This is a genomic window from Acinetobacter calcoaceticus (assembly GCF_051947995.1).
GTDB lineage: Bacteria > Pseudomonadota > Gammaproteobacteria > Pseudomonadales > Moraxellaceae > Acinetobacter.
In genome coordinates, this window is sequence record NZ_JBLVVH010000009.1 from 15,792 (window position 1) to 37,513 (window position 21,722).

Consider the following 21,722-nt stretch of genomic DNA (forward strand, 5'->3'; position numbering starts at 1 on the left):
TTCATAAGATACTGATTTGGAGAGAATAAGTATGAAGAAATTAGCTTTAAGCCTATGTGCTGTAACTGTGATGACCATTTCTGGCTGCGCTTCGTTCGCAGATATGGCGGGTGCGGACAGCGCGACATTAAATGCGCAATCAGCACAAAGTTTCTCAAAAATGACGCAGGAAGCACGTGCTAAAAACCAGCTGGATAGCAGTTCAAGTACTTATCAGCGTATCAATACCGTATTTAACCGCTTAAAGCCTTATGCGGATCAAATGAACCAGACCGGTCAACGTTTTGACTGGCAGCTTGCGGTCTTAAAATCTGACACGGTCAACGCTTATGTCGCGCCTGGTGGTAAAGTGGTGTTCTATACCGGTATTGTCAACAAACTCAACCTGACCAATGATGAAATTGCAGCAGTGATGGGCCATGAAATGACCCATGCCTTAGAAGAGCATGCAAAAAGCAAAATCGGTGCACAGGCTTTAACTAACCTTGCAATTGGTATTGGTAAATCATATGCAGGTAGCAGCATTGGCGATCTAGGTAGTGCTGCGATCGATCTAGGCAGCCAGGTTGGTATCGGTCTACCTTATTCACGTAATCTGGAAAGTCGTGCCGATTACGGCGGTTTAATGTTAATGGCAAAAGCAGGTTATAACCCGAATGCAGCCATCAGCTTATGGGAAAAAATGAACCGTCTTGATGGCGCTGGTGGTGGATCATTCCTGTCTACTCACCCGTCAAACACTCAACGTATCAGCGACATGCGTAAAAACTTACCTGCAGCAATGGCGGTTTATAATAAACGCCGTTAATTCATTGCATCGGCATCGGCCCTTAAATACCGCCAGGTCTTTAAGGGCTTTTTATGCATGCCGCTGAATACTCATCCCTGAGCTAAGCGTAAATGCAGCATATGCGTTGCAATGGTATGCCGGATATGATCTTGTCGAGCATGAAAATAACGCTCACTTAAACCATTCCCTGATAAATCCTCAATGACCTTATATCCCATGTGCTCAACAGCCTGATGCAGCAACTTAGGTCTAAATTGTCCCTTTAACGGTTCTTTTAGAAATCGGGTAAATTGGGAGACAAATAAGCTTCCGAAACGCTCTATCCCGTCGAGCTCCCGATAATCAATCGAATAGTCCAGAACCACTTCACTTCCCTGCGCAGCAATCTGTGCAATGCGATGCAAAGTCTTTAAGGTTGTTTCTGGTTCCAGATAATGGGTTGTACCCAGCCACGAGAAAAAGGCGGCCTGATCTTGCTGAAAGGTACTACGCGCCAAAGCCTCTGCAATGGATTCTTTTTCAAAATTAACTGCAACAAACTCCACATTCGCTGGAAGCTCGCCCAATTGGCGTAATTTTTTTTGTTTCTCGACTTGAGTATCGGGATGATCTACCTCGTAAATCTTGAGCTGAGGGAATTGCTGCGCCTGCCTTAAGGTAAATGAATCAAGACCTGCACCCACCAGTACATATCGTGCTATCCCCCGCTCAATGGCGACATAGAGCTGATCCTCTGCATAGCGCGAGCGTCCGACCACCTGTCCGGTTAATAAACCCAAGGTACGGTTGAATACCGAAGAATTCATCAGCTTGACGGTTAATGGCGTAGTCAGCAATGTCTTCCAACCTTGACTGGTCAGCTCGAATGCAAAAGGATCAGCAAACACTGGTTCTGCTGCATTGTTAAAATGATTGGCGCGCAATGCAGCAGCCGCTTCCGCCGTTCGGCTCGATTGTCCTTCTTTCATTATTTTCCCCCATCTTTATTTCTATCTTGCAAAAAATAAGCAGCAAATTCCATCCTCAGATAAAATTTGCTGCTCTTGTTATGACTGCCCTAAACTCAGTTGGTTTTTTCAGTCTGATAGGTCACTTGATAATCATTAAGATCCATATGTTTTAAACGTTGCTTCAACTTTTTCAACGACCAAGGCCACGCAGCAAAGTTACGACCATTGGCATCCAAATAGTAGCTCTTGCATCCACCAGCATTAAACACGGTGGTTTTAAGATGTTTCTGTACCAGTTCATTATGCTGTTTAATTACTTCTGGCTTAATGTTCAGTTTGGCAATGCCTTGATCTCTGATTTTGAGTAGACCATCGACGATATAATCCAGCTGAGCTTCAGCCAGACCAATAAATGAATCATAAACCAGTACGTTGGGCCCTAATACCAAGAATGCATTCGGCACATTTTCAATGCTGGTACCCAAATAAGCCTCTGGCGAACTGCTTTTCCAGAGATCATTGAGTATCTGGCCTTTTTCGTTGGTCACACGTTTGCCAATTGGCGGGTGCGAGACTTCAAAGCCTGTGCCCCAAATAATCACATCCACTTCATGACGCTCACCATTTGCTGAAACCACAGTATTGCCTTCGACCTTCACCAATCCATGTGGAATCAGTTTGGTATTCGGTTGCTGTAAAGCAGGATAATAGTTGTTGGCGAACAATAAACGCTTACAGCCAATAGTAAAATTCGGCGTCACGTTTTTACGGAGTTCAGGATCTTCAATCTGGAAGCGTAAAATCAGTTTGGCCAATTCACCTACCGGTTTTAACACCGCTGGATTACGTAAACCAAAGTTAATCGCATTGAGTGACTGGGCAACGGTTTGACGCCAGGTTTTTTGGATCAGAGGAAACTTCTCAATCAGTGCTTTGCTGATATCACCCAAGTCAGTATCAGGTTTTGGCACCACCCACGGTGCTGTACGCTGGTAAACAAACAGTTCTTTTGCCAATGGTTGGATTTGCGGTACGAACTGAATCGCTGATGCGCCAGTACCAATCACTGCAATACGTTTACCAGTGAGATCATAATCATGGTTCCATTTAGCTGAATGGAACATTTCTCCCTTAAAGGTTTCCAGACCTTCAAGTTTCGGAATTTGTGCTTCAGTAATCGGCCCTGTTGCAAAAATCACAGTCTTAGACAGGTATTGCCCTTTATTGGTGTCCATCACCCATAAATTGCGTTCCTTGTCCCAAGCAGCATTGAGTAGTTCTGTACCAAATTCGATTTTTGAACTGACGCCAAAGTCCTGACTAACTTCTTCTAAATAGCTCAGAATTTCAGGTTGGCGAGCAAATAAATGACTCCATTTGGCACTTGGCGCAAATGAGTAGGAATATAAAGCCGATGGTACATCACAACCGCACCCCGGATAGGTGTTTTCACGCCAAGTTCCACCGACACGTGTCGCTTTTTCAATAATCTTGTAGTTGCTATAACCCACCTGATCCAGACGAATGGCCGTCGCAATCCCTGAAATACCCGCACCCACAATAAAGGTGTCATAAATATGTTGTGGGAGTGCCTTTCCTTCAGCTGAGTTTAATTTTTTTGCTTGAGCTGTCATTTAAAATGTCCTTTGTATCATGTAGCTGAAATAAGTGATTACCCACAGGTTCTCTCTTCATTTCACTCTTCAGTTCTTTTGCCCAACAGGCGTTATTTCATAAACCGGTATGATGTACCTAAAAATTTTGCATATAAATTCGGTGCAGTACGTTTCATCAGCCAGAATAATTTGGCATCAATCTGTGGAATGGTATAAAGCTCGTTTTTATCCAGACGGTCCAGCGTCAGCTTTGCGACCTTATCACTGGTGGTGAATGCCAGATTGGTCAACGCATAATCCAGAATACCTTTATGTGGTACTTTGCCATTCTTGATAATGTTGGTTGGCACCAACGTTGGACAGAGCACATTGACTTTGATGTTATGTTTTCGAAGCTCGGCAGAAAGCGTTTCCGATAAGGCACGTACGCCCGCTTTAGTCACGTTATAGGCTGTCATTTCTGGTGCAGCTGTATACGATGCAGCAGAAGCCACATTGATAATTGCCCCATGTCCAAGCTGTTTAAACTTCGGTACAAAATAATGGCAGCCGTGGATCACGCCCCACAAGTTAATATCAGAAACCCACTTCCAGTCTTCCAGCGACGTTTCATCAAATTTTCCACCTAAACCCACGCCGGCATTATTGATGACCAGTGTGGTGGGATGTTGCATCAACTGCTCTGCTTGTTGTGCCAGTTTTTCCACCTGTTTGGCATTACCAACATCACATTTCACTGCAAACGCTTTTGCGCCTAAGGCTTCAATCTGCGCGACCGTTTCTTTGGCGGCATCTAAATTAATATCCGAGCAGACTACCGTCCCCCCTCGTTTCGCCAGTTCGAGCGCAAAACTACGACCAATCCCGCTTCCGGCACCCGTTACCACAGCAAATGCCTGTTGGCTTGGCTTGCGCTTTTTCCTAAATAATTTCATCTTTATGTTCCAGCAATTTTATCTTTATAGCGACCCAGTTATGCAGAAGCTGCACGTACAGGAGGTACAAACTCTTTAAGGAAATACGGACTTAACAACCCTGTTTCAGGGTTTAATAAACGCTCTTTGTAATAAGCCATATAGGCAGTGGTATCATGATCATTCGGATGAAAGCTTGGACGTAAATATTCCAGAATATGCATAAAGCTGCTTCCAAATACCCCGCGCTCACTGCCAAATAACAATGCCGTGCTTTCTACAATATCTTTCATATAACGTGGATTGAACAAATTGCTCGGTTTGCGCACGAACGGCATCAGATATCCCCCTAATGACACCCCACCAAGAATGGTTAAGCTTGCCAATAAGAAGCCTGTGATTCTGAGCCAGTAATTGCCTGAAAGTGCCAGAAACACGTCATAAGCAATGTCTTTGTGCTCAGATTCTTCCAGCATGTGCCACATCCACATGGCCCGTTGTCTTTCATCTTGTGACCCTAGCAAATAGTCTTCATGTTGCATCATGAACTCAGCCAACACTGCCGTGTAATGCTCAATGCCTGCCATCAATGAAAGCTGTAGAGATTGCGGCAGTTTATAAATGCCATAGTCAAACACTTTACCGGCAATGGCACGCAACAATTCAACCGGATAGCCATTTTCCTTTAGCACTTCATCATTAAACTGATTATGGATTTTTGAATGAATCGCCTCTTGCCCAATAAGTGAAGTGAGTCTTTGTTTCAGGATCGGATCTTCAATAAAATCACGGTGATGACGTGCGGTTTCAATCACCACATCTTCACCAAAGGTCAAGAAAATAGACAAGGCATGAAAGTAAGATGTGGCGAGTTCTTTATTTAAAAAGAACTTTTCATCCAGTTCCGCAGGATTGAACTTGAAATCAAAATGACGGATTGGAATCGGTGATTTATTCGCCAGATTCTGAACAATCCCTTGATATTTGGTACTGAGTTTATCTGAAAAAACATGGCGAAGAACTTGAGCGACCATATCTCGATCCCCTAAAACTGCATTACAACTTAAAAGGCTTAGCCAATTTGTATATCTCGACATACAGCGACTGGATAAGAGGGTTTGGTTTGCATAGTGCATGACGGCAATGGAGGCAACAAGAACCAAACTGCTCATCACACACTGAGCTTTTTTGCCAACACAGCAGGCCACTACCTGCCTGCTGTACATGCTTCATTGTGTATTAAGCGGCTTGTACCTTCGGCGTAAACTCCTTCACAAAGAACGGATATAAAGCGCCGCCCTCTGAAAGAAGTTTCTTTTCGTAATATTCGAAATACGCGGACGCGTCATGGTCATTGGGATGGAAATCAGTACGTAAATAATCAAAGATACGGCCTTGCGTACTTCCAAAAACACCATCTTTGGGACTAAAAATCAGCTTCACACCACGGCGCGCATCTTTCCAGAATTTTGCTGTCAGCATTTCTTGTGGCCTACGTAACACCGGCACCAGCGTGGCTGAAAATGGAATCAAACCGAGAATGGTAAAGTAAGCGAGGAAGAAACCTGAGATACGCAATGCATAGTTGCCATTCAAGGTTTGATACACATCATAGGCTACATCTTTATGCTCAGATTCTTCCAGCATATGCCACATCCACAAAGCACGTGTTTTGGCATCATCAGAGAAATAGAAATTCTGTTCATGTGCCATCATGTACTCTGCCAGGACGGCAGTAAAATGCTCAATCCCTGCCATGAGAGAAAGCTTCAATGGCTGTGGAAATTTTAAGAAAATATAGTCAAAAAACTTTTCACCGAGAAAGCGATAGAGTCGCACCGGATAATCCAGCTCAATAATTGCATCATTAAATTCATTATGTAATTTTGAATGAATCGCTTCCTGGCCAATCAATGAGGTGACACGTTGCTTTAAAATAGGATCTTTCAGCTGATCACGATGATGACGTGCTGTTTCAATCACCAGATCTTCACCATAGGTTAAGAATACCGAAAGTGTTGCAAAGAAAATCGTGGCAAACTGATTATTCATATAAAATGATAAATCAACCTGTTTGCCTTCAAATCCGATAGCCAAATGACGAATAGGAATCGTTTTTTTACTCGCAAAATCAATTTGCTCAGTGATGGGATTAGATTTAAATAGACTTAAACCTTTCTTTAATGTGCTGCTAATCATGGCTACACCTGCCTACTTACTTGAGCGTCTTTTGCCCTTTTAGATGCGTTGCATTTGGTTCATCTCTTTTCGACTCTCCCAACTGCCAGAGAAGTTCGAAAAAATATTCGGGAGATTTTTAGGAACCAGTTCCTGTTCTAGACTCACTGTAAACCGATCTTATGTTCGGATTCAATTCGGGTAATTTTTTCATTTATGATGAGCTTTTATTGAACATGCCAAGGCCGATCGAATGATAATCGAGATCTGTGTAAACATATCGTTTTATTAAAATTTAATGATAAATATTAATTAGATAGATAAAATAAAACCCATGGACATGCTTTTCTTATAGCTCAAATAGCTCTCCATCGAATAAGAAGCTTGCAGATAAACATTGAATTTATCCAGGTTCATTATTTTAATTGTTCGGATTAACTAAGCGCTACTTTCATCACTTTCTGCGACATGTTAATCTGACGTTATGTTCGGATTTTAATAATAATACCTTATGGCTACACGTAAACCCCGTCAGTCTCGCTCGAAAGTCACCTTCGACACCATTATTGAAGCAGGTTTTATTGCAGTTGCCACCAACGGCACCAGTGGCACTACTACACGACACATTGCAGACATTGCTGGAGTCAGTGTTGGCTCTTTATATGAATACTTTAAGAATAAAGAAGAAATCTATGATGCAATGGCAAAAACCTTTGTCAAAGAAGTCCTGGATATGGTGAAAGAACTGACGCCGATTATGATCGAACAAGAGCTGGAACCTCTATTCGAAATGATTTTTTATACCTTTAGGGACTTACTCACTCGCGATGATGATCGTTATCTGATTTGTCTTCGCTATGCAACAGAGCTCAAATACGAAAAATATATCGGCCAAATTGAAATGGCGTTGATGGAAGTATTGATGAAATATATGATTCGCCATCCGCGCTACTTAAAAGTGAACAATCTGAGCGTGACAGCGTATATCAGCATTAATAGCAGTATTTTTAATGTGGCACGCCACCTAATCTTGCCCAATCCGCAAATTAGCTTTGATGAAATGGTCAAAGGCCTAAGCACCATGATTATTAGCTATATTGAGGCAGAGCTGGCTAAGGCAGAGACTTGATCGGCAACTGAATCGTAAACACACTCTTGTGAGCTGGATTGCTGTATTCAATGCGACCGTCATGTGCCATAACAATTGCGTGCACAACCGCCAGGCCCAGTCCTGTTCCACCAAATTCTTTATTTCTGGACTGCTCCAGTCTAAAGAATGGATTGAATAAATCTTGCTGATATTGTGCTGCGATACCTGGACCATCATCGGCGACCTGTAAGATCCAGTTTTGAAGATCCTTTTTCAAAGAAATGTTGAGTTTTCCGGCATCGGCATAACGAATTGCGTTATCAATCAGGGCCATTAACACCTGCTCGATACGACGACCGTCACAATGCACCTGAATAGTGGCAATCTCAAGTACGGGTTCGATCTGAGCCTGTTGTAAACGCTGCTCAAACAGTTTTAAAACTTTTTCAGTCAGTGCTTTAAAGTCAACCATTTCATAATTTAACCTGAGTTGCTGGTTTTCAACCAGACTCAAGGTTCGAAGGTCTTCGACCAGATGAGATAAGCCTTCCACCTGACTGAGCAGGCTTTTAAACAAGGCTTCATCCGGTTTAAACACCCCATCCAGAATACCTTGTAAACGGCCCTGCAAAATGGTAATCGGTGTCCGCAGCTCATGCGCGATGGCTGCATTCCAGACCAGTGCATTTTCAACCGAACTTTCCAGCTTCTGCGCCATGTTATTAAAATTATGCATCAGTTCTGCAATTTCAGTGGAATGAATGTGACGGTCATCTGCTCGCGCAGAAAGATTTCCCTGACTGATCTGCTTGGCCGCTTCGGCAAGAAAATTAATGGGTTTAATAAAGCGCTGGGCCAGATGCATGCCGATAATGATGGAAATGACCCCACCACAAAAAATCACCGTAGATAACCAGATCCAGTCGATAAAATGAAATTCGGTCCAGTCTTCCTGCAAGGAGCTTAACGTAATCCAGCCAACATCTATGGCATAGTTATAGATCAAATAACCCATCAGCACGGAGAAAAGCGTCACACTTAAGTTGACAATACTTAAGGCAATAAATAGCTGCTTGCTAATTCCCGATTTATTTCTCATGCCGACTTTCCCGGTTCACCTGCTTTGTTACTGTGTCATGATACGCTGTTTTTTTTCATGCTTTACACACTTTTTCCACACTTTCATGATCCTTTCTCCTCATACCTGCCGAAAAATAGCAAAATTGAAAATTGTGTAAATGTGGTACTCATGCTGAATCAACAACTGAATCTGCGTAAAAAAATAGGTTTTATCCTTTTGGCAATTGTCGGAGTTTACTGGATTGCCTTTCCGATTGTTCCTTTTCTGAATATTCCGCACAAAGCACTGGTCATGACCACAATGGCAATTGGCGGTGAAATCCTGTTATTGATCGTTATTGCGCTATTAGGCAAAGAATATTGGGACAGAATCAAGACTGGATTTAAACGACTGTTTTCATCTTTTAAATCGCATAAGCCAAAACCTGATGATTTGAATTAAAAAAACCGTACACAGTCAAAATATGCTCACTGCGCAGGGTGGTCCAGTCGATAGCCGACTCCGCGCACATTGATCAGCATATTTTGCAAACCGTGTTCTTCCAGTTTCTTCCTTAATTTACTGACATGACTGTCCACCGTCCGTTCCAGCGCATCGCTGTCAGGCAAGCAATGATTCATCAGCTCCCCGCGGGTAAAAACTTTATAGGGCTGATCGATCATCAGCAGCAGAATCTTATACTCGGTCAAGGTGAGATTGAGCATGATTTTTTTGTCCTGCTGACGGACATAGACACTGTGTAAATCCGTGTGAATCTCAATATTCTTATAAAGCAGATTTCTATTTTGCGCCTGTTGATTTTGTTGTGCCCTTCTCAGCACGGCTTGCACACGTGCCACCACTTCATTCGGATTGAACGGTTTGACCACAAAATCATCTGCACCAATGCGCAGGGCCATGACTTTATCAATATCCTGATCCAATGCGGTCAGCATAATGACGGGCGTTTGGGCTTTCTGGCGGATTTTGCTCAGCACTTCCCAGCCATTGAGCTCAGGTAATTTAATATCCAGCAAGATCAGGTCAATCGGCTGCGATGCATGGATTTCAATGGCTTGCTTGCCATTCATGGCGCGGAGTACCTGCATACCTTCGCGTTTTAAGTAATGCTCAATAATATCGCCAATATCATACTCATCTTCTACGACGAGAATCTGCTTATCACGGCAATCAAAAGAAAATGAGGCTTCAAACATGAATCAGTCATCGGATAATTTCAATCTCTTTCAATGATACGCCGATTTATCTCCGGATCTCCACACTTTTTCCACACTTCACCGATGGTCGTTACACACAGCGCGAAAATAATAGCAGCATCAAAAACTCCCAAGGTTTGGACAGCATGCAAAAGCAGCTCTTACTTCCATTATTTTTATCCATCGGACTTGTACTGCAAGGTTGTGGTTCCGAGCAGACAAAACCCGCTGAAACACCGCCTGCCAAAGTCAGCATTTTAAATATCCAACCGCAATCGGTGAGCTTTAGCGAGAACCTGCCGGCACGTGTCCAGGCGTTCCGGACGGCAGAAATCAGTCCTCAGGTGGGCGGCATTATTGAAAAAGTCTTGTTCCGACAAGGCAGTGAAGTCAAAGCAGGACAAGCACTTTATAAAATTAATGCCGAAACCTTTCAGGCCGATGTAAACAGCAACAAAGCCTCGCTGAACAAGGCCGAAGCTGAGGTCGCACGTTTAAAAGTGCAGCTGGAACGTTATGAACAACTATTGCCAAGCAACGCAATCAGTAAGCAGGAAGTCAGTAATGCCCAAGCTGAATACCGTCAGGCATTGGCTGATGTCGCCCAGATGAAAGCGCTCCTCACCCGTCAGAATCTGAATCTGCAATATGCCACAGTGCGTGCCCCGATTTCGGGACGTATTGGTCAATCTTTTGTGACCGAAGGTGCATTGGTCAGCCAAGGAGATGCCAATACCATGGCAACCGTACAGCAGATTGATAAAGTCTATGTTGATGTCAAACAGTCGATCGGTGAATATGAACGTTTGCAGGCTGCCCTACAAAGTGGCGAGTTGTCTGCCAATAATGAAAAAACTGTACGTATCTCCAATAGCCACGGACAAGCGTATAACGTCACGGCGAAAATGCTATTTGAAGACATCAATGTGGACCCTGAAACCGGGGATGTGACCATCCGGATCGAAGTTCAGAATCCTGAAAGAAAATTGCTACCCGGCATGTATGTACGCGTCAATATCGACCGTGCTTCTATCCCGCAAGCATTATTAATCCCGGCACAAGCGGTACAACGCAATATCAATGGTGAACCGCAAGTCTATGTACTCAATAGCAAAGGTACAGCAGAGATACGCCCAATTGAACTGGGACAGCCCTATGACCAGTTTTATATCGCCAATAAAGGTTTAAAAGCCGGCGATAAAGTGATTGTAGAAGGTATTGACCGTATCCAGCCGAATCAAAAACTTGAGATTAGCAACTGGAAAGTCCCAGCAACACAGGGAGCTCAATGATGATGTCACAATTCTTCATTCGCCGCCCTGTATTTGCATGGGTAATTGCGATTTTCATTATATTGTTTGGGCTACTGAGTATTCCGAAACTCCCGATTGCCCGCTTTCCAAGCGTGGCACCGCCTCAGGTCAATATTAGTGCCACTTATCCAGGTGCAACACCCAAGACCATCAATGACAGTGTGGTCACCCTGATTGAGCGGGAATTATCCGGCGTAAAAAACCTGCTGTATTATAGCTCAACCACAGATACCTCCGGTACCGCAGAGATTTCGGCGACCTTTAAACCCGGTACAGATGTTGAAATGGCACAGGTAGATGTTCAGAACAAGATCAAAGCCGTTGAAGCGCGTCTTCCCCAAGTGGTTCACCAACAGGGTTTACAGGTCGAAGCCTCTTCATCAGGCTTCCTGATGCTGGTCGGAATCAACTCGCCCAAAGGACAATATTCAGAAGTTGACCTGAGTGACTATCTGGTCCGTAATGTCGTGGAAGAACTGAAACGTGTTGAAGGCGTGGGTAAGGTTCAATCCTTCGGTGCTGAAAAAGCCATGCGTATTTGGGTTGACCCAAACAAACTGGTGTCTTATGGCCTATCCATCAGTGATGTCAACAATGCGATTCGCGAGAACAATGTCGAGATTGCCCCTGGCCGACTCGGTGATCTCCCTGCGGTAAAAGGCCAATTGATTACCGTGCCCTTGTCTGCTGAGGGCCAGCTCGGTGATGTTAAACAATTTAAGAATATCAGTCTTAAAAGTAAAACCAGCGGCAGTGTCATCAGACTGTCAGATGTTGCCAAGGTTGAGATGGGGTCGCAAGCCTATAACTTTGCAATTTTAGAAAATGGTCAACCCGCAACAGCAGCTGCAATCCAGCTCAGTCCGGGTGCCAATGCAGTGAAGACAGCCGAAGGGGTCAGAGCCAAGATTGAAGAATTAAAACTCAACTTGCCTGAAGGCATGCAGTTCAGTATTCCTTATGACACGGCACCTTTTGTTAAAATTTCAATCGAAAAAGTGATTCATACCTTATTGGAAGCCATGGTACTGGTTTTCATCGTGATGTATCTGTTCTTGCATAATGTGCGTTATACCCTGATTCCGGCAATTGTTGCCCCCATTGCCCTGCTGGGTACCTTTGCGGTCATGCTTATGGCAGGCTTCTCGATTAACGTACTGACCATGTTTGGTATGGTGCTTGCCATTGGTATTATCGTCGATGATGCAATTGTGGTAGTGGAAAACGTCGAACGGATCATGGCAACTGAAGGGCTTCCACCCAAAGAAGCGACCTCCAAGGCCATGAAGGAAATCACCAGTCCGATTATCGGGATTACCCTGGTCTTGGCTGCAGTATTCTTGCCCATGGCCTTTGCCAGTGGTTCGGTCGGCATTATCTATCAACAATTTACCCTGACCATGTCAGTGTCGATTCTGTTCTCGGCATTATTGGCATTGATCCTGACCCCTGCGCTGTGTGCCACCATCCTGAAACCGATTGATGGACATCATCAAAAGAAAGGTTTCTTCGCCTGGTTTGACCGTAGCTTTGATAAAGTCACCAAGAAGTATGAATTGATCCTGCTGAAAGTGATCAAGCATAGTCTTCCAATGATGGCGATCTTTGTGGTCATTACCGGTCTCACCTTTGCAGGCATGAAGTACTGGCCTACTGCCTTTATGCCAGAAGAAGATCAGGGCTGGTTTTTGACCACCTTCCAGTTACCTTCCGATGCTACGGCTGAAAGAACCCGAGCTGTGGTCAACGAATTTGAAAACAGTTTGAAAGACAACCCGAACGTGGAAAGCAATACCACCATTATGGGTTGGGGCTTTAGTGGCGCAGGCCAAAACGTAGGAATGGCGTTTACCACACTCAAAGATTTTAAAGAGCGGACTTCAAGTGCCAGCGAAATGACCAATGCGGTTAATGAAACCATGGCACATAGTAAAGAAGGTGCAACCATGGCCGTGCTTCCACCTGCCATTGATGAGCTAGGCACTTTTGCCGGTTTCAGCTTACGCTTACAAGACCGTGGCAATCTGGGCATGCCAGCACTCCTGGCTGCACAAGACCAGCTCATGGAAATGGCGGCCAAAAATAAAAAGTTCTATATGGTCTGGAATGAGGGCTTACCACAGGGCGACAATATTTCTTTAAAAATTGACCGTGCAAAATTGAATGTTCTGGGGGTAAAGTTCTCCGATGTTTCCGACATCATTTCAACGTCAATGGGATCAATGTACATCAATGACTTCCCTAATCAGGGACGTATGCAACAAGTGATTGTACAGGTTGAAGCCAAATCACGGATGCAATTAAAAGATATTTTAAACCTGAAAGTGATGGGCTCAAACGGACAGTTGGTGTCTCTCTCCGAAGTGGTCACACCACAATGGAATAAAGCACCACAGCAATATAACCGCTATAACGGTCGCCCATCGTTGAGTATTGCCGGTATTCCGAACTTTGATACGTCATCGGGCGATGCCATGCGTGAAATGGAAAACCTGATTGCCAAATTACCGAAAGGCATTGGTTATGAATGGACCGGTATATCCTTACAGGAAAAACAATCTGAATCTCAGATGGCATTCTTGCTTGCCCTCTCCATGCTGGTGGTGTTTCTGGTACTTGCGGCACTTTATGAAAGTTGGGCCATTCCACTTTCAGTGATGCTGGTGGTACCCTTGGGTATCTTTGGTGCCGTGATTGCGATCATGTCCCGCGGACTGATGAACGATGTATTCTTTAAAATTGGCCTGATTACCATTATTGGTTTATCCGCCAAGAACGCCATTTTGATCGTCGAATTTGCAAAGATGCTGAAAGAAGAAGGCATGAGTTTAATTGAGGCCACAGTTGCCGCAGCAAAACTACGTTTACGCCCGATTTTGATGACATCGCTGGCCTTTACCTGTGGTGTGATTCCCTTGGTGATCGCTTCAGGCGCCAGTTCGGAAACACAGCATGCCTTAGGGACAGGTGTATTTGGCGGCATGATTTCCGCAACGATTCTGGCGATCTTCTTTGTGCCAGTGTTCTTCATTTTTATTCTGGGCGCAGTTGAGAAGCTGTTTTCTCCGAAACAGAAAAATCCATCTTAAATGACATTGAGCAGAGGGAATCAATGGATTTCCTCTGACTCCTCCTCTGTATTTATTTTTATCTTATTTGGAGAAGACCATGTCTAAAGCGACTGTCCTATCTCGTGGCCTGCTAGTGTCTACACTTTCGATTGCCTTAACCGCATGTATGAATCTGCAGGCACCAAAACCTGCGATTCAATCGGATATTCCACAAAACTTTACCCAAGCTCCGGCTGGCACTTCGATTGCAAATCAGGGTTATCAACAATTTTTTTCTGACCCGCGCTTATTACAAGTGATTGAAATCAGCTTAAATCATAATCGTGATTTACGTACTGCGACACTCAACATTCAACGCGCACAACAACAATATCAGATCAGCAAGAAAGATCAGTTACCGACTATCGGAGCAACTGGTAGTGCGCTACGACAGGTCAACCCTGTTGTAAATCCGAATAATCCTTATTCCAGCTTTCAAGTCGGTCTAGGAGTAACCGCCTATGAACTGGATTTTTGGGGCCGTGTACAAAGTTTAAAAGATGCAGCATTGAATCATTACCTTGCCACCCAGAGTGCCAGAGATGCGACTCAGATTAGTCTGGTGAGTCAAGTCAGCCAGGCTTGGTTGAATTATGCCTTTGCCCAGGCCAATTTAAATCTTGCTGAGCAGACCTTAAAAGCCCAGCTTGATTCCTTTAACCTCAACAAGAAACGTTTTGATGTCGGGATTGATAGTGAAGTTCCGTTACGACAGGCACAGATTTCGGTTGAAACCGCCCGCAATGATGTCGCGACTTATAAGACTCAGGTTTCACAGGCACAAAACCTACTGGATCTGTTGGCTGGTCAAGCGGTGCCTCAAAATCTCCTGCCCCATCAAGCCGTAAAAACGATTAGTGCTGAACGCAGCTTTGCAACGGGCTTAAGCAGTGATTTACTGAATAATCGTCCAGACCTGAAAGCTGCTGAATATCAACTACTTGCTGCCGGAGCAAATATTGGTGCAGCAAAAGCACGTATGTTCCCGACCATTAGCCTGATAGGCTCAGCAGGCTATGCATCGACAGATCTCAAAGATTTATTTAAATCAGGAGGTTTCTCCTGGTCAGTTGGACCAAGTATTGATCTTCCAATCTTTGACTGGGGAACGCGTAAAGCTAATATTAAAATTTCTGAAACTGAGCAAAAAATTGCTGTTTCCGACTATGAAAAAGCCATTCAATCCGCTTTTCGTGAAGTGAATGATGCCCTTGCTGCCCGTGCCCATATTGACGAGCGTTTGAGTGCACAACGCCGTTTAGTCTCTGCTACTGAGACCACCTATAAATTATCCACGGCTCGCTTTAGAGCAGGCATTGACAGTTACCTGACCGTGCTGGATGCGCAACGTTCTGCTTACGCGGCCCAACAAGGCTTGCTCATGCTTGAACAAACCAAGTTGAATAACCAGATCGAACTCTATAAAGCCTTAGGGGGCGGATTAACACGGTATTCGTAAACGCTTAAGTCTGTTATTGGGGCTGATTTTTAAACATTCAGCCCTTATAGTATGCAGGTTTAAATAAGAAAATAACCCTTACCCCATGTTTACACTTTCGATTACCCCAAGATTCTACGAAACCGATGCTTTCGGGCATATCAACAATACCGTGATCACTGGCTGGTTTGAAACAGCACGTGAACCTGTTTTCCGCCTATTTAACCCGAGTATGGAAATTAAAAATCTGCCATTAACTCTTGCTCGGGTGGAAGTCGATTTTGTTGCCCAGATCTATTACGGTGCTGACATCGAAATCAAAACATGGATCGAGCATATCGGTAACTCTTCATTCGTAGTCGCCCATGAAGCTTGGCAAAATAACCACTGTGTTGCCCGTGGCAAAGCAGTTCAGGTGTACTTTGATTTCAGCACACAAAAATCAGGGCGTATCCCAGATCAATTCCGAACCCAGTTGCAACAATACCTGATCACTCCATAAATATTTCCCGCTGAAATAAACGCATTCATTTCAGCGGGTGAAACTTACTCACCTAAATCTTCGAGGAAATCAAAGGTCGGGACAAAAAACAAGCTGCCTGAAACAGGTGTACTGAAATCCAGTAAGCGGTCGACATATCCGGTTTCTTTACCCAAAAACATATTCTCAAGCATGGTTTTGGTGATATTAAAAGAACGGGAATAGCCGATAAAGAAGGTGCCATATTCCCCTTCAGTTGGATTGGAAAATGGCATATTCGCTCTTAAGATTTTAAGTTCATTCCCCTCAGCGTCATGTGCTTTACTCGCAACATTATGTGCACTTTGAGGTTTGACATCATCACCCAGCTCGACATCATCATATTTCTTGCGTCCAATAACTTTTTCTTGTTCTTCCGTAGTTAAGCCCTTCCACATCTCCATGTTATGCAGGTATTTTTGGATAAAGACATAACTGCCACCCAGGAACTCAGCATCTTCTTGGCCGACATAGGCAATCTCTTTGGCAATTTCATGTTCAGGATTTTCAGTTCCATCGACAAAACCAAGAATGGCACGACCATCAAAATATCTAAAACCTTTGGTTTCACTAATTGGATAGGTATCTTGTTTTAATTGCTCATGCAGAATCGAGGCAAGTTCATAGCAAATCGCCATCTGGTTGGCACGGATATGAAAGAATAAATCGCCTGTTGTCGCTACCGCGGTATGTCTTGGTCCTTTGATCTCTTGAAATGGTGCCAGCTCTTTCGGTTTATTTAAATTTGGGAACAGCAAATCCCAGGCATTTGAGCCAATTCCAACCGAAGCACTGAAATTACTATTCGGAAAACGGTTAGTCAGACTGCGGACCAATGCTGAAAAATTAGCAAGAAAATCAATTACACCAGAATGATCTGGATTGGTATTGATTCCGAGTACGATAAATAAAGCGTTTTCACCTGAAAGATTATTAATTACAGGCTGAGGTCTTAAAGGTGTATTCATAATATTTGGGAATAAAAAAACTTAATGCTCATATCCTACACAAATCAATGCATTACAGATCAAGCAAAACACAAATTTTTACTATTATTGCGTATATAAAACAAAGCTCTCGCCTCGGCAAAAACTGGCCAAAGTAAGGTTTAATTGTTTGGCCATCTCAATGGCCATACTGGTTGGCGCCGAAATTGTTGCCAAGAGACCAATATTATATTGCGCACATTTACGAATCAGCTCATAACTGGCGCGACTGGTCATCACCACAAAGCCCTCGGCAACATTCAGTTTTTGCTCAGCCAGATAACCGATTAATTTATCCAGAGCATTGTGTCGCCCGACATCTTCAAAGAGTGTCACGATTTGTCCTTGCACCACCCACGCGGCTGCATGCGCGCCACCAGTGAGTTCAGTAATTTTTTGTCGGGCTTTCAGTTGAGCAATGGCATTTGGAATTTGCTTGAGCCACAAGGGCGAAAGCTTGCTGCTCACCAATGGCAGGTCAGCATAAAATTGCTTTAAGCTCTCTATCCCGCATAAACCACAGCCAGTCCGACCCACCATCATTCGGCGATGTTCCTTAAGCGCCATAAATGCACGAGAAGAAATCGTCATATCAATCTCAACCCCTAATGCCGTATGACGAAGCTCAAGAGAATACAACTCGTTTAGACTGTGCAATATCCCTTCCGAGAGACTAAACCCCTTGGCAAAAACCTCAAGGTCTGACGGTGTTGCCATCATCACGGCATGAGAGATGCCATTATAAATCAGAGCTACAGGATACTCCTGAACAATATAATCCATTTCATTTTCAGAATGATCCTGATGGAAACGATGCACTGGCACCGTTTCATAGCCGCGTGTTTTTGTATCCACAATTGACCTCTTAACTTCAGTGCAACTAAACGCCACCGACGCGCTCATTGGCGTGTTCAGGATCAACTGCAACCGCTAAGTTAAAATGCTCAGGCGCCTGACCTGCATGCAGGATTACCGGGATACTTTTTGATGCTGGAATTTTGGCATATTTATCATGACTGCCCAAAGCCACCAGCGGATTGGTCTCTGGATAATAGGCGGCCAGACTGCCTTGTGGAATGTTATAAGGTACGATGCGGAAACTATGCACGATTCGTTTAACCCCATCCGAGAAGACACTTTCGATATCAACCCATTGATCAGCTACAAAGCCTGCTGCATCAATATCCGCCTGATTCATAAACAGCACACGGCGTTGCCCGAATACGCCCCGATAACGGTCATCCAGACCATATAAGGTAGTATTGTACTGATCATGCGAACGTGTGGTCATCAAGGTATACATCTGCTGCTCGGTATAGGCAGCAGCATACTGATTTTCTTTATCTTCATACACTTCGGATAATGGTGTAATCAAGAACTGTGCTTTGCCACTTGGCGTGTTCCAGACATGCTGATTGGCAGGATGTTCCAAGTGAAAACCACTCGGTTGATAAACCCGCTGGTTAAAATCATGAAACTCGTCAAACACCTCGGCAATCGAATCACGAATACGGTCATAACTTTCAATATACCAGCGCCATTTCACTTTGCTATCAGGTAACGCGGCTTCCGCCATACGCGCCACAATATCCGGTTCAGACAAGATATTTTCAGAGATTGGTGGATTACGCCCTGCCGAAAGATGCACGTTCGACATTGAATCTTCTACTGAAATCGCTTGAGGGCCATGCACCTGCATATCTACTTCGGTACGTCCCAGACATGGCAACATCAGGGCGTCCTGACCACACACCAGATGGCTACGATTCAGCTTGGTGGTAATGTTGACGGTTAGATTACAACGGCGTAAAGCCTCTTGGGTATAAGGTGTATCTGGTGTTGCAACCGCAAAGTTACCGCCCAGACCAATAAAGACTTTGACATCACCTTCATACATTGCCTTGATGGTATCGACCACGCCAAAACCATGTTTACGCGGCGACTTGATGCCAAACACACGATCAATACTATCAAGTAGCTTATCACTTGGGTTTTCATTGATGCCCATGGTGCGGTCGCCTTGCACATTACTATGCCCACGCACTGGACACAGCCCCGAACCTGGTCGTCCGATATGTCCGCGTGCCAGCATCAGATTCGCCAACATATGAATATTGGCAGTGCCGTGACGATGCTGGGTAATCCCCATGCCCCAACAGAAAATAGCCGTTTTTGCATCGAGATACATCTGGGCAATGGATTGTAAATGTTCAGGTGAAAGTCCTGTGTGCTTGTGAATTTCTGACCATTCAGTCCGGTCAATTTCCGCCAGCATCTCATCGAAACCGATGGTATTCATTTCAATGAAACTGCGGTCAAAAACGCTATGCTTCCCTTTGGCAAGGGCTTGTTTATCCCATTCCAGTAAATGCTTCATCACCCCGAACATCAGCGCGTAATCACCGCCAATTTTGGGCTGGAAGTAATAGCGACTGATCGGGGTACTGCCATTGGTCATCATTTCCAGAGGAGCTTGCGGATCTTGAAAGCGCTCCAAACCACGTTCTTTAATCGGATTAATCGCAACGATGTTACCTCCGCGTCTTGAGACCTCTCTCAGGGTGGCAAGCATCCGCGGATGATTGGTGCCGGGGTTATGCCCAAAACTAAAGATGGCATCTGCCTGATCAAAGTCATCCAGAATAACAGTCCCTTTACCTAAGCCAATGGCATCTTTTAAGCCCACACTGGTGGTTTCATGACACATATTGGAACAGTCTGGAAAGTTATTGGTACCAAAGCTTCTGACGAACAGCTGATATAAAAAAGCCGCTTCATTACTGGCTCGTCCCGAGGTATAGAATGCCGCTTGGTCAGGATGGTCTAAAGCTTGTAAATGTTTGGCAATCAGCTGAAAGGCATCATCCCAAGAAATCGGTACATATTTATCCGTGACAGGATCATAGCGCATCGGGTCGGTTAAACGCCCTAAGTCTTCCAGATAGAAATCACTCTGTTCGGCTAACCAACTGACCGTATGCTGAGCAAAAAACTCTGGTGTCACCGTTTTACTGGTGGCTTCAAAGGCAACGGCTTTGGCACCGTTCTCACAGAAGTTAAAGGCATGGGCATCTTTTTTCTCAGGCCATGCACAACCGGGACAATCAAAACCGGTCGGCTGATTGATATTGAGTAAAGTGATCGAACCTTTTTTGAGGATATCTTGGCGTTTAAGATTACGTGCCACACTCAACAATGCTCCCCATCCACCTGCGGGCTGGGTATATGGCTCGATTCTCGCATAGCCATTATTTTCTTGTTTATGAACCGTTTGTTCTGAATTATCCATTGCATCGCCCTCAGCTGAGCTATTTTCATTTCTTAATGAACTAGGATTATCATGAATCCAGTGATTTTTCTATTCCTGATTTGTCCCATTCTCTTAACATGAAACTTAAAATTTGAAACCATTGAATGTATAAATCAAAAAAAAGCTGACGAACAAATCCTTGCCAGTCAGCCACATAAACAGCTACATCAACTATTGACCAGTCTGGTTGGGATGCTGTGTCTGGGTCGAATTTTGCTTTTGCTGCGACGGCATATAATCGGGTTGATTGCTCACCGCCAAAAAGAAAAACACCAGAAATAAACAGCCGAGCAAAATACTGATACCCACTGCTAAATAGGGAAATTTGGATTGCTGTTGCGACATAAGGTCTGCTCCTGTTCAAAGATTAAGAAATGTTTAACCTCGTTCATGTTGTGGACAAAACTTTAAAACTGGCACCATTTTGAATCCGGGTCTGCATATATTCCGCATAAACCGACAACTTCTCGAAAATGTGTTCGGAATAAAACATATCTTCAATCAGATGCGCAGCCTGCTGCTCGGTAAACTGGCCAATATTTGCCACCAATCCGGCATTCAGACTAGAAAATAAGGTACAAATTCCTTTATGCAGGTCATCTTTATTTTTAAACAACAGTTTGCGCATATTGATCATGTCATGATCTAGTTGGGGTATCTCTTGATTAGCATGAATAATCGTGATTCTGACCTCGAGATAATCTTGCAATATTTTGAGTTTGTGCAGGTCTACCGGCAAATGCGTCACCAGAAAAAGATGGGAAACATCTGTTCTGCACAGGGCTTTCACCAGACTCCTAAAAAGAAAATCTTCCTCATTTTTGGGATCATTCACCAGCTCGATATAGAGTTTCAGACTATCAAGCACATCTTCAATCTTAAGATGGATGCTTTTCTCTGCCTGATAATACGGATTCAAAATGGATAACACTGATGGTGTAATCGGCGTGCTATAAATTACCGGCTGGTTTAAATTTGCAATAATAAATGGCGCAAATACATAACCCAGATGACCCTCATTTTTTGCAATTCTGGCCTGAGCAATATAAGTGACCTTATCTTTAGAAAAATCCCTGAGTACCTTGCCTCTCAGTAAAGTTGCTTCAAGATTGACATATTCGAGTTGTAACTGTTCTTGTACTGATTGCGATGGTGCCTTGCCCTGAAAAAGCTGGGTCAATGCATTAAGCTCTGGGGTTATAAACATAATTAAACGCCATTCAGTCAGAA

General features: G+C 44.0%; 19 protein-coding genes. 7 read left to right on the forward strand and 12 right to left on the reverse strand.

The window, feature by feature from the left end:
* Positions 1–31 precede the first annotated feature (31 nt).
* The gene (locus ACNQO6_RS15310; RefSeq protein ID WP_343580639.1) at positions 32–808 is read left to right on the forward strand and encodes a M48 family metallopeptidase; all 777 of its coding nucleotides are present in this window, start codon (positions 32–34) and stop codon (positions 806–808) included.
* 71 nt (positions 809–879) lie between these two features.
* On the opposite strand, the gene ACNQO6_RS15315 is transcribed toward ACNQO6_RS15310, so the two are convergent.
* The 5 genes from ACNQO6_RS15315 to ACNQO6_RS15335 form a co-directional block, all read right to left on the reverse strand.
* A complete protein-coding gene (locus ACNQO6_RS15315; RefSeq protein ID WP_440209525.1) occupies positions 880–1,758 on the reverse strand; it encodes a class I SAM-dependent methyltransferase in 879 nt (292 codons plus the stop codon).
* Positions 1,759–1,853: 95 nt separating this feature from the next.
* Positions 1,854–3,374, reverse strand: coding sequence for a flavin-containing monooxygenase (locus ACNQO6_RS15320; RefSeq protein WP_440209526.1), 1,521 nt, complete (start codon positions 3,372–3,374; stop codon positions 1,854–1,856).
* Positions 3,375–3,466: 92 nt separating this feature from the next.
* Positions 3,467–4,291 carry an SDR family NAD(P)-dependent oxidoreductase gene (locus ACNQO6_RS15325; RefSeq protein ID WP_343580643.1) on the reverse strand — a complete coding sequence of 275 codons (825 nt, stop codon included), beginning with the start codon at positions 4,289–4,291 and terminating at the stop codon, positions 3,467–3,469.
* Positions 4,292–4,329: 38 nt separating this feature from the next.
* Positions 4,330–5,304, reverse strand: coding sequence for a metal-dependent hydrolase (locus ACNQO6_RS15330; RefSeq protein WP_440209527.1), 975 nt, complete (start codon positions 5,302–5,304; stop codon positions 4,330–4,332).
* A gap of 205 nt (positions 5,305–5,509) precedes the next feature.
* Positions 5,510–6,469 (reverse strand): metal-dependent hydrolase, encoded by a 960-nt coding sequence (locus tag ACNQO6_RS15335; RefSeq protein WP_440209528.1) that lies wholly within the window; start codon positions 6,467–6,469, stop codon positions 5,510–5,512.
* A gap of 490 nt (positions 6,470–6,959) precedes the next feature.
* Between ACNQO6_RS15335 and ACNQO6_RS15340 the strand changes: the two genes are divergently transcribed.
* A complete protein-coding gene (locus ACNQO6_RS15340; RefSeq protein WP_343581434.1) occupies positions 6,960–7,577 on the forward strand; it encodes a TetR/AcrR family transcriptional regulator in 618 nt (205 codons plus the stop codon).
* On the opposite strand, the gene adeS is transcribed toward ACNQO6_RS15340, so the two are convergent.
* Positions 7,561–8,637 carry a two-component sensor histidine kinase AdeS gene (gene adeS / locus ACNQO6_RS15345; protein WP_440209529.1) on the reverse strand — a complete coding sequence of 359 codons (1,077 nt, stop codon included), beginning with the start codon at positions 8,635–8,637 and terminating at the stop codon, positions 7,561–7,563. The genes ACNQO6_RS15340 and adeS overlap by 17 nt on opposite strands.
* Before the next feature lie 150 nt (positions 8,638–8,787).
* Between adeS and ACNQO6_RS15350 the strand changes: the two genes are divergently transcribed.
* Positions 8,788–9,060 (forward strand): transporter suffix domain-containing protein, encoded by a 273-nt coding sequence (locus ACNQO6_RS15350; RefSeq protein WP_440209530.1) that lies wholly within the window; start codon positions 8,788–8,790, stop codon positions 9,058–9,060.
* A gap of 26 nt (positions 9,061–9,086) precedes the next feature.
* On the opposite strand, the gene adeR is transcribed toward ACNQO6_RS15350, so the two are convergent.
* Positions 9,087–9,815: an efflux system response regulator transcription factor AdeR gene (gene adeR / locus ACNQO6_RS15355; protein ID WP_396514153.1), complete on the reverse strand. Its 729-nt coding sequence runs from the start codon at positions 9,813–9,815 to the stop codon at positions 9,087–9,089.
* A 146-nt stretch (positions 9,816–9,961) separates the two neighbouring features.
* Here adeR and ACNQO6_RS15360 point away from each other — a divergent pair, with 146 nt between their 5' ends.
* The 4 genes from ACNQO6_RS15360 (at position 9,962) to ACNQO6_RS15375 (ending at position 16,178) form a co-directional block, all read left to right on the forward strand.
* Positions 9,962–11,107, forward strand: coding sequence for an efflux RND transporter periplasmic adaptor subunit (locus ACNQO6_RS15360; protein WP_440209531.1), 1,146 nt, complete (start codon positions 9,962–9,964; stop codon positions 11,105–11,107).
* A complete protein-coding gene (locus ACNQO6_RS15365; protein WP_440209584.1) occupies positions 11,107–14,217 on the forward strand; it encodes an AdeB/AdeJ family multidrug efflux RND transporter permease subunit in 3,111 nt (1,036 codons plus the stop codon). The genes ACNQO6_RS15360 and ACNQO6_RS15365 overlap by 1 nt, the downstream gene beginning before the upstream one ends.
* 79 nt (positions 14,218–14,296) lie before the next feature.
* On the forward strand, positions 14,297–15,697 hold the full coding sequence (gene adeC / locus ACNQO6_RS15370; protein WP_440209532.1) for an AdeC/AdeK/OprM family multidrug efflux complex outer membrane factor: 1,401 nt from the start codon (positions 14,297–14,299) through the stop codon (positions 15,695–15,697).
* An 85-nt stretch (positions 15,698–15,782) separates the two neighbouring features.
* Positions 15,783–16,178, forward strand: a complete 396-nt coding sequence (locus ACNQO6_RS15375) for an acyl-CoA thioesterase (RefSeq protein ID WP_440209533.1) — start codon at positions 15,783–15,785, stop codon at positions 16,176–16,178.
* A gap of 44 nt (positions 16,179–16,222) precedes the next feature.
* Here the strand turns inward: ACNQO6_RS15375 and ACNQO6_RS15380 are convergent, their stop codons facing one another.
* From ACNQO6_RS15380 to ACNQO6_RS15400, 5 genes are all read right to left on the reverse strand, one after another.
* On the reverse strand, positions 16,223–17,164 hold the full coding sequence (locus tag ACNQO6_RS15380) for a Dyp-type peroxidase (protein ID WP_440209534.1): 942 nt from the start codon (positions 17,162–17,164) through the stop codon (positions 16,223–16,225).
* A gap of 84 nt (positions 17,165–17,248) precedes the next feature.
* Positions 17,249–18,037, reverse strand: coding sequence for a formate dehydrogenase accessory sulfurtransferase FdhD (gene fdhD, locus ACNQO6_RS15385; RefSeq protein ID WP_440209535.1), 789 nt, complete (start codon positions 18,035–18,037; stop codon positions 17,249–17,251).
* A 25-nt stretch (positions 18,038–18,062) separates the two neighbouring features.
* A complete protein-coding gene (locus ACNQO6_RS15390; RefSeq protein ID WP_440209536.1) occupies positions 18,063–20,471 on the reverse strand; it encodes an FdhF/YdeP family oxidoreductase in 2,409 nt (802 codons plus the stop codon).
* Between the two features lie 192 nt (positions 20,472–20,663).
* A complete protein-coding gene (locus ACNQO6_RS15395; protein ID WP_324622158.1) occupies positions 20,664–20,837 on the reverse strand; it encodes a hypothetical protein in 174 nt (57 codons plus the stop codon).
* 43 nt (positions 20,838–20,880) lie between these two features.
* On the reverse strand, positions 20,881–21,699 hold the full coding sequence (locus ACNQO6_RS15400) for a hypothetical protein (RefSeq protein WP_440209537.1): 819 nt from the start codon (positions 21,697–21,699) through the stop codon (positions 20,881–20,883).
* Positions 21,700–21,722 lie beyond the last annotated feature (23 nt).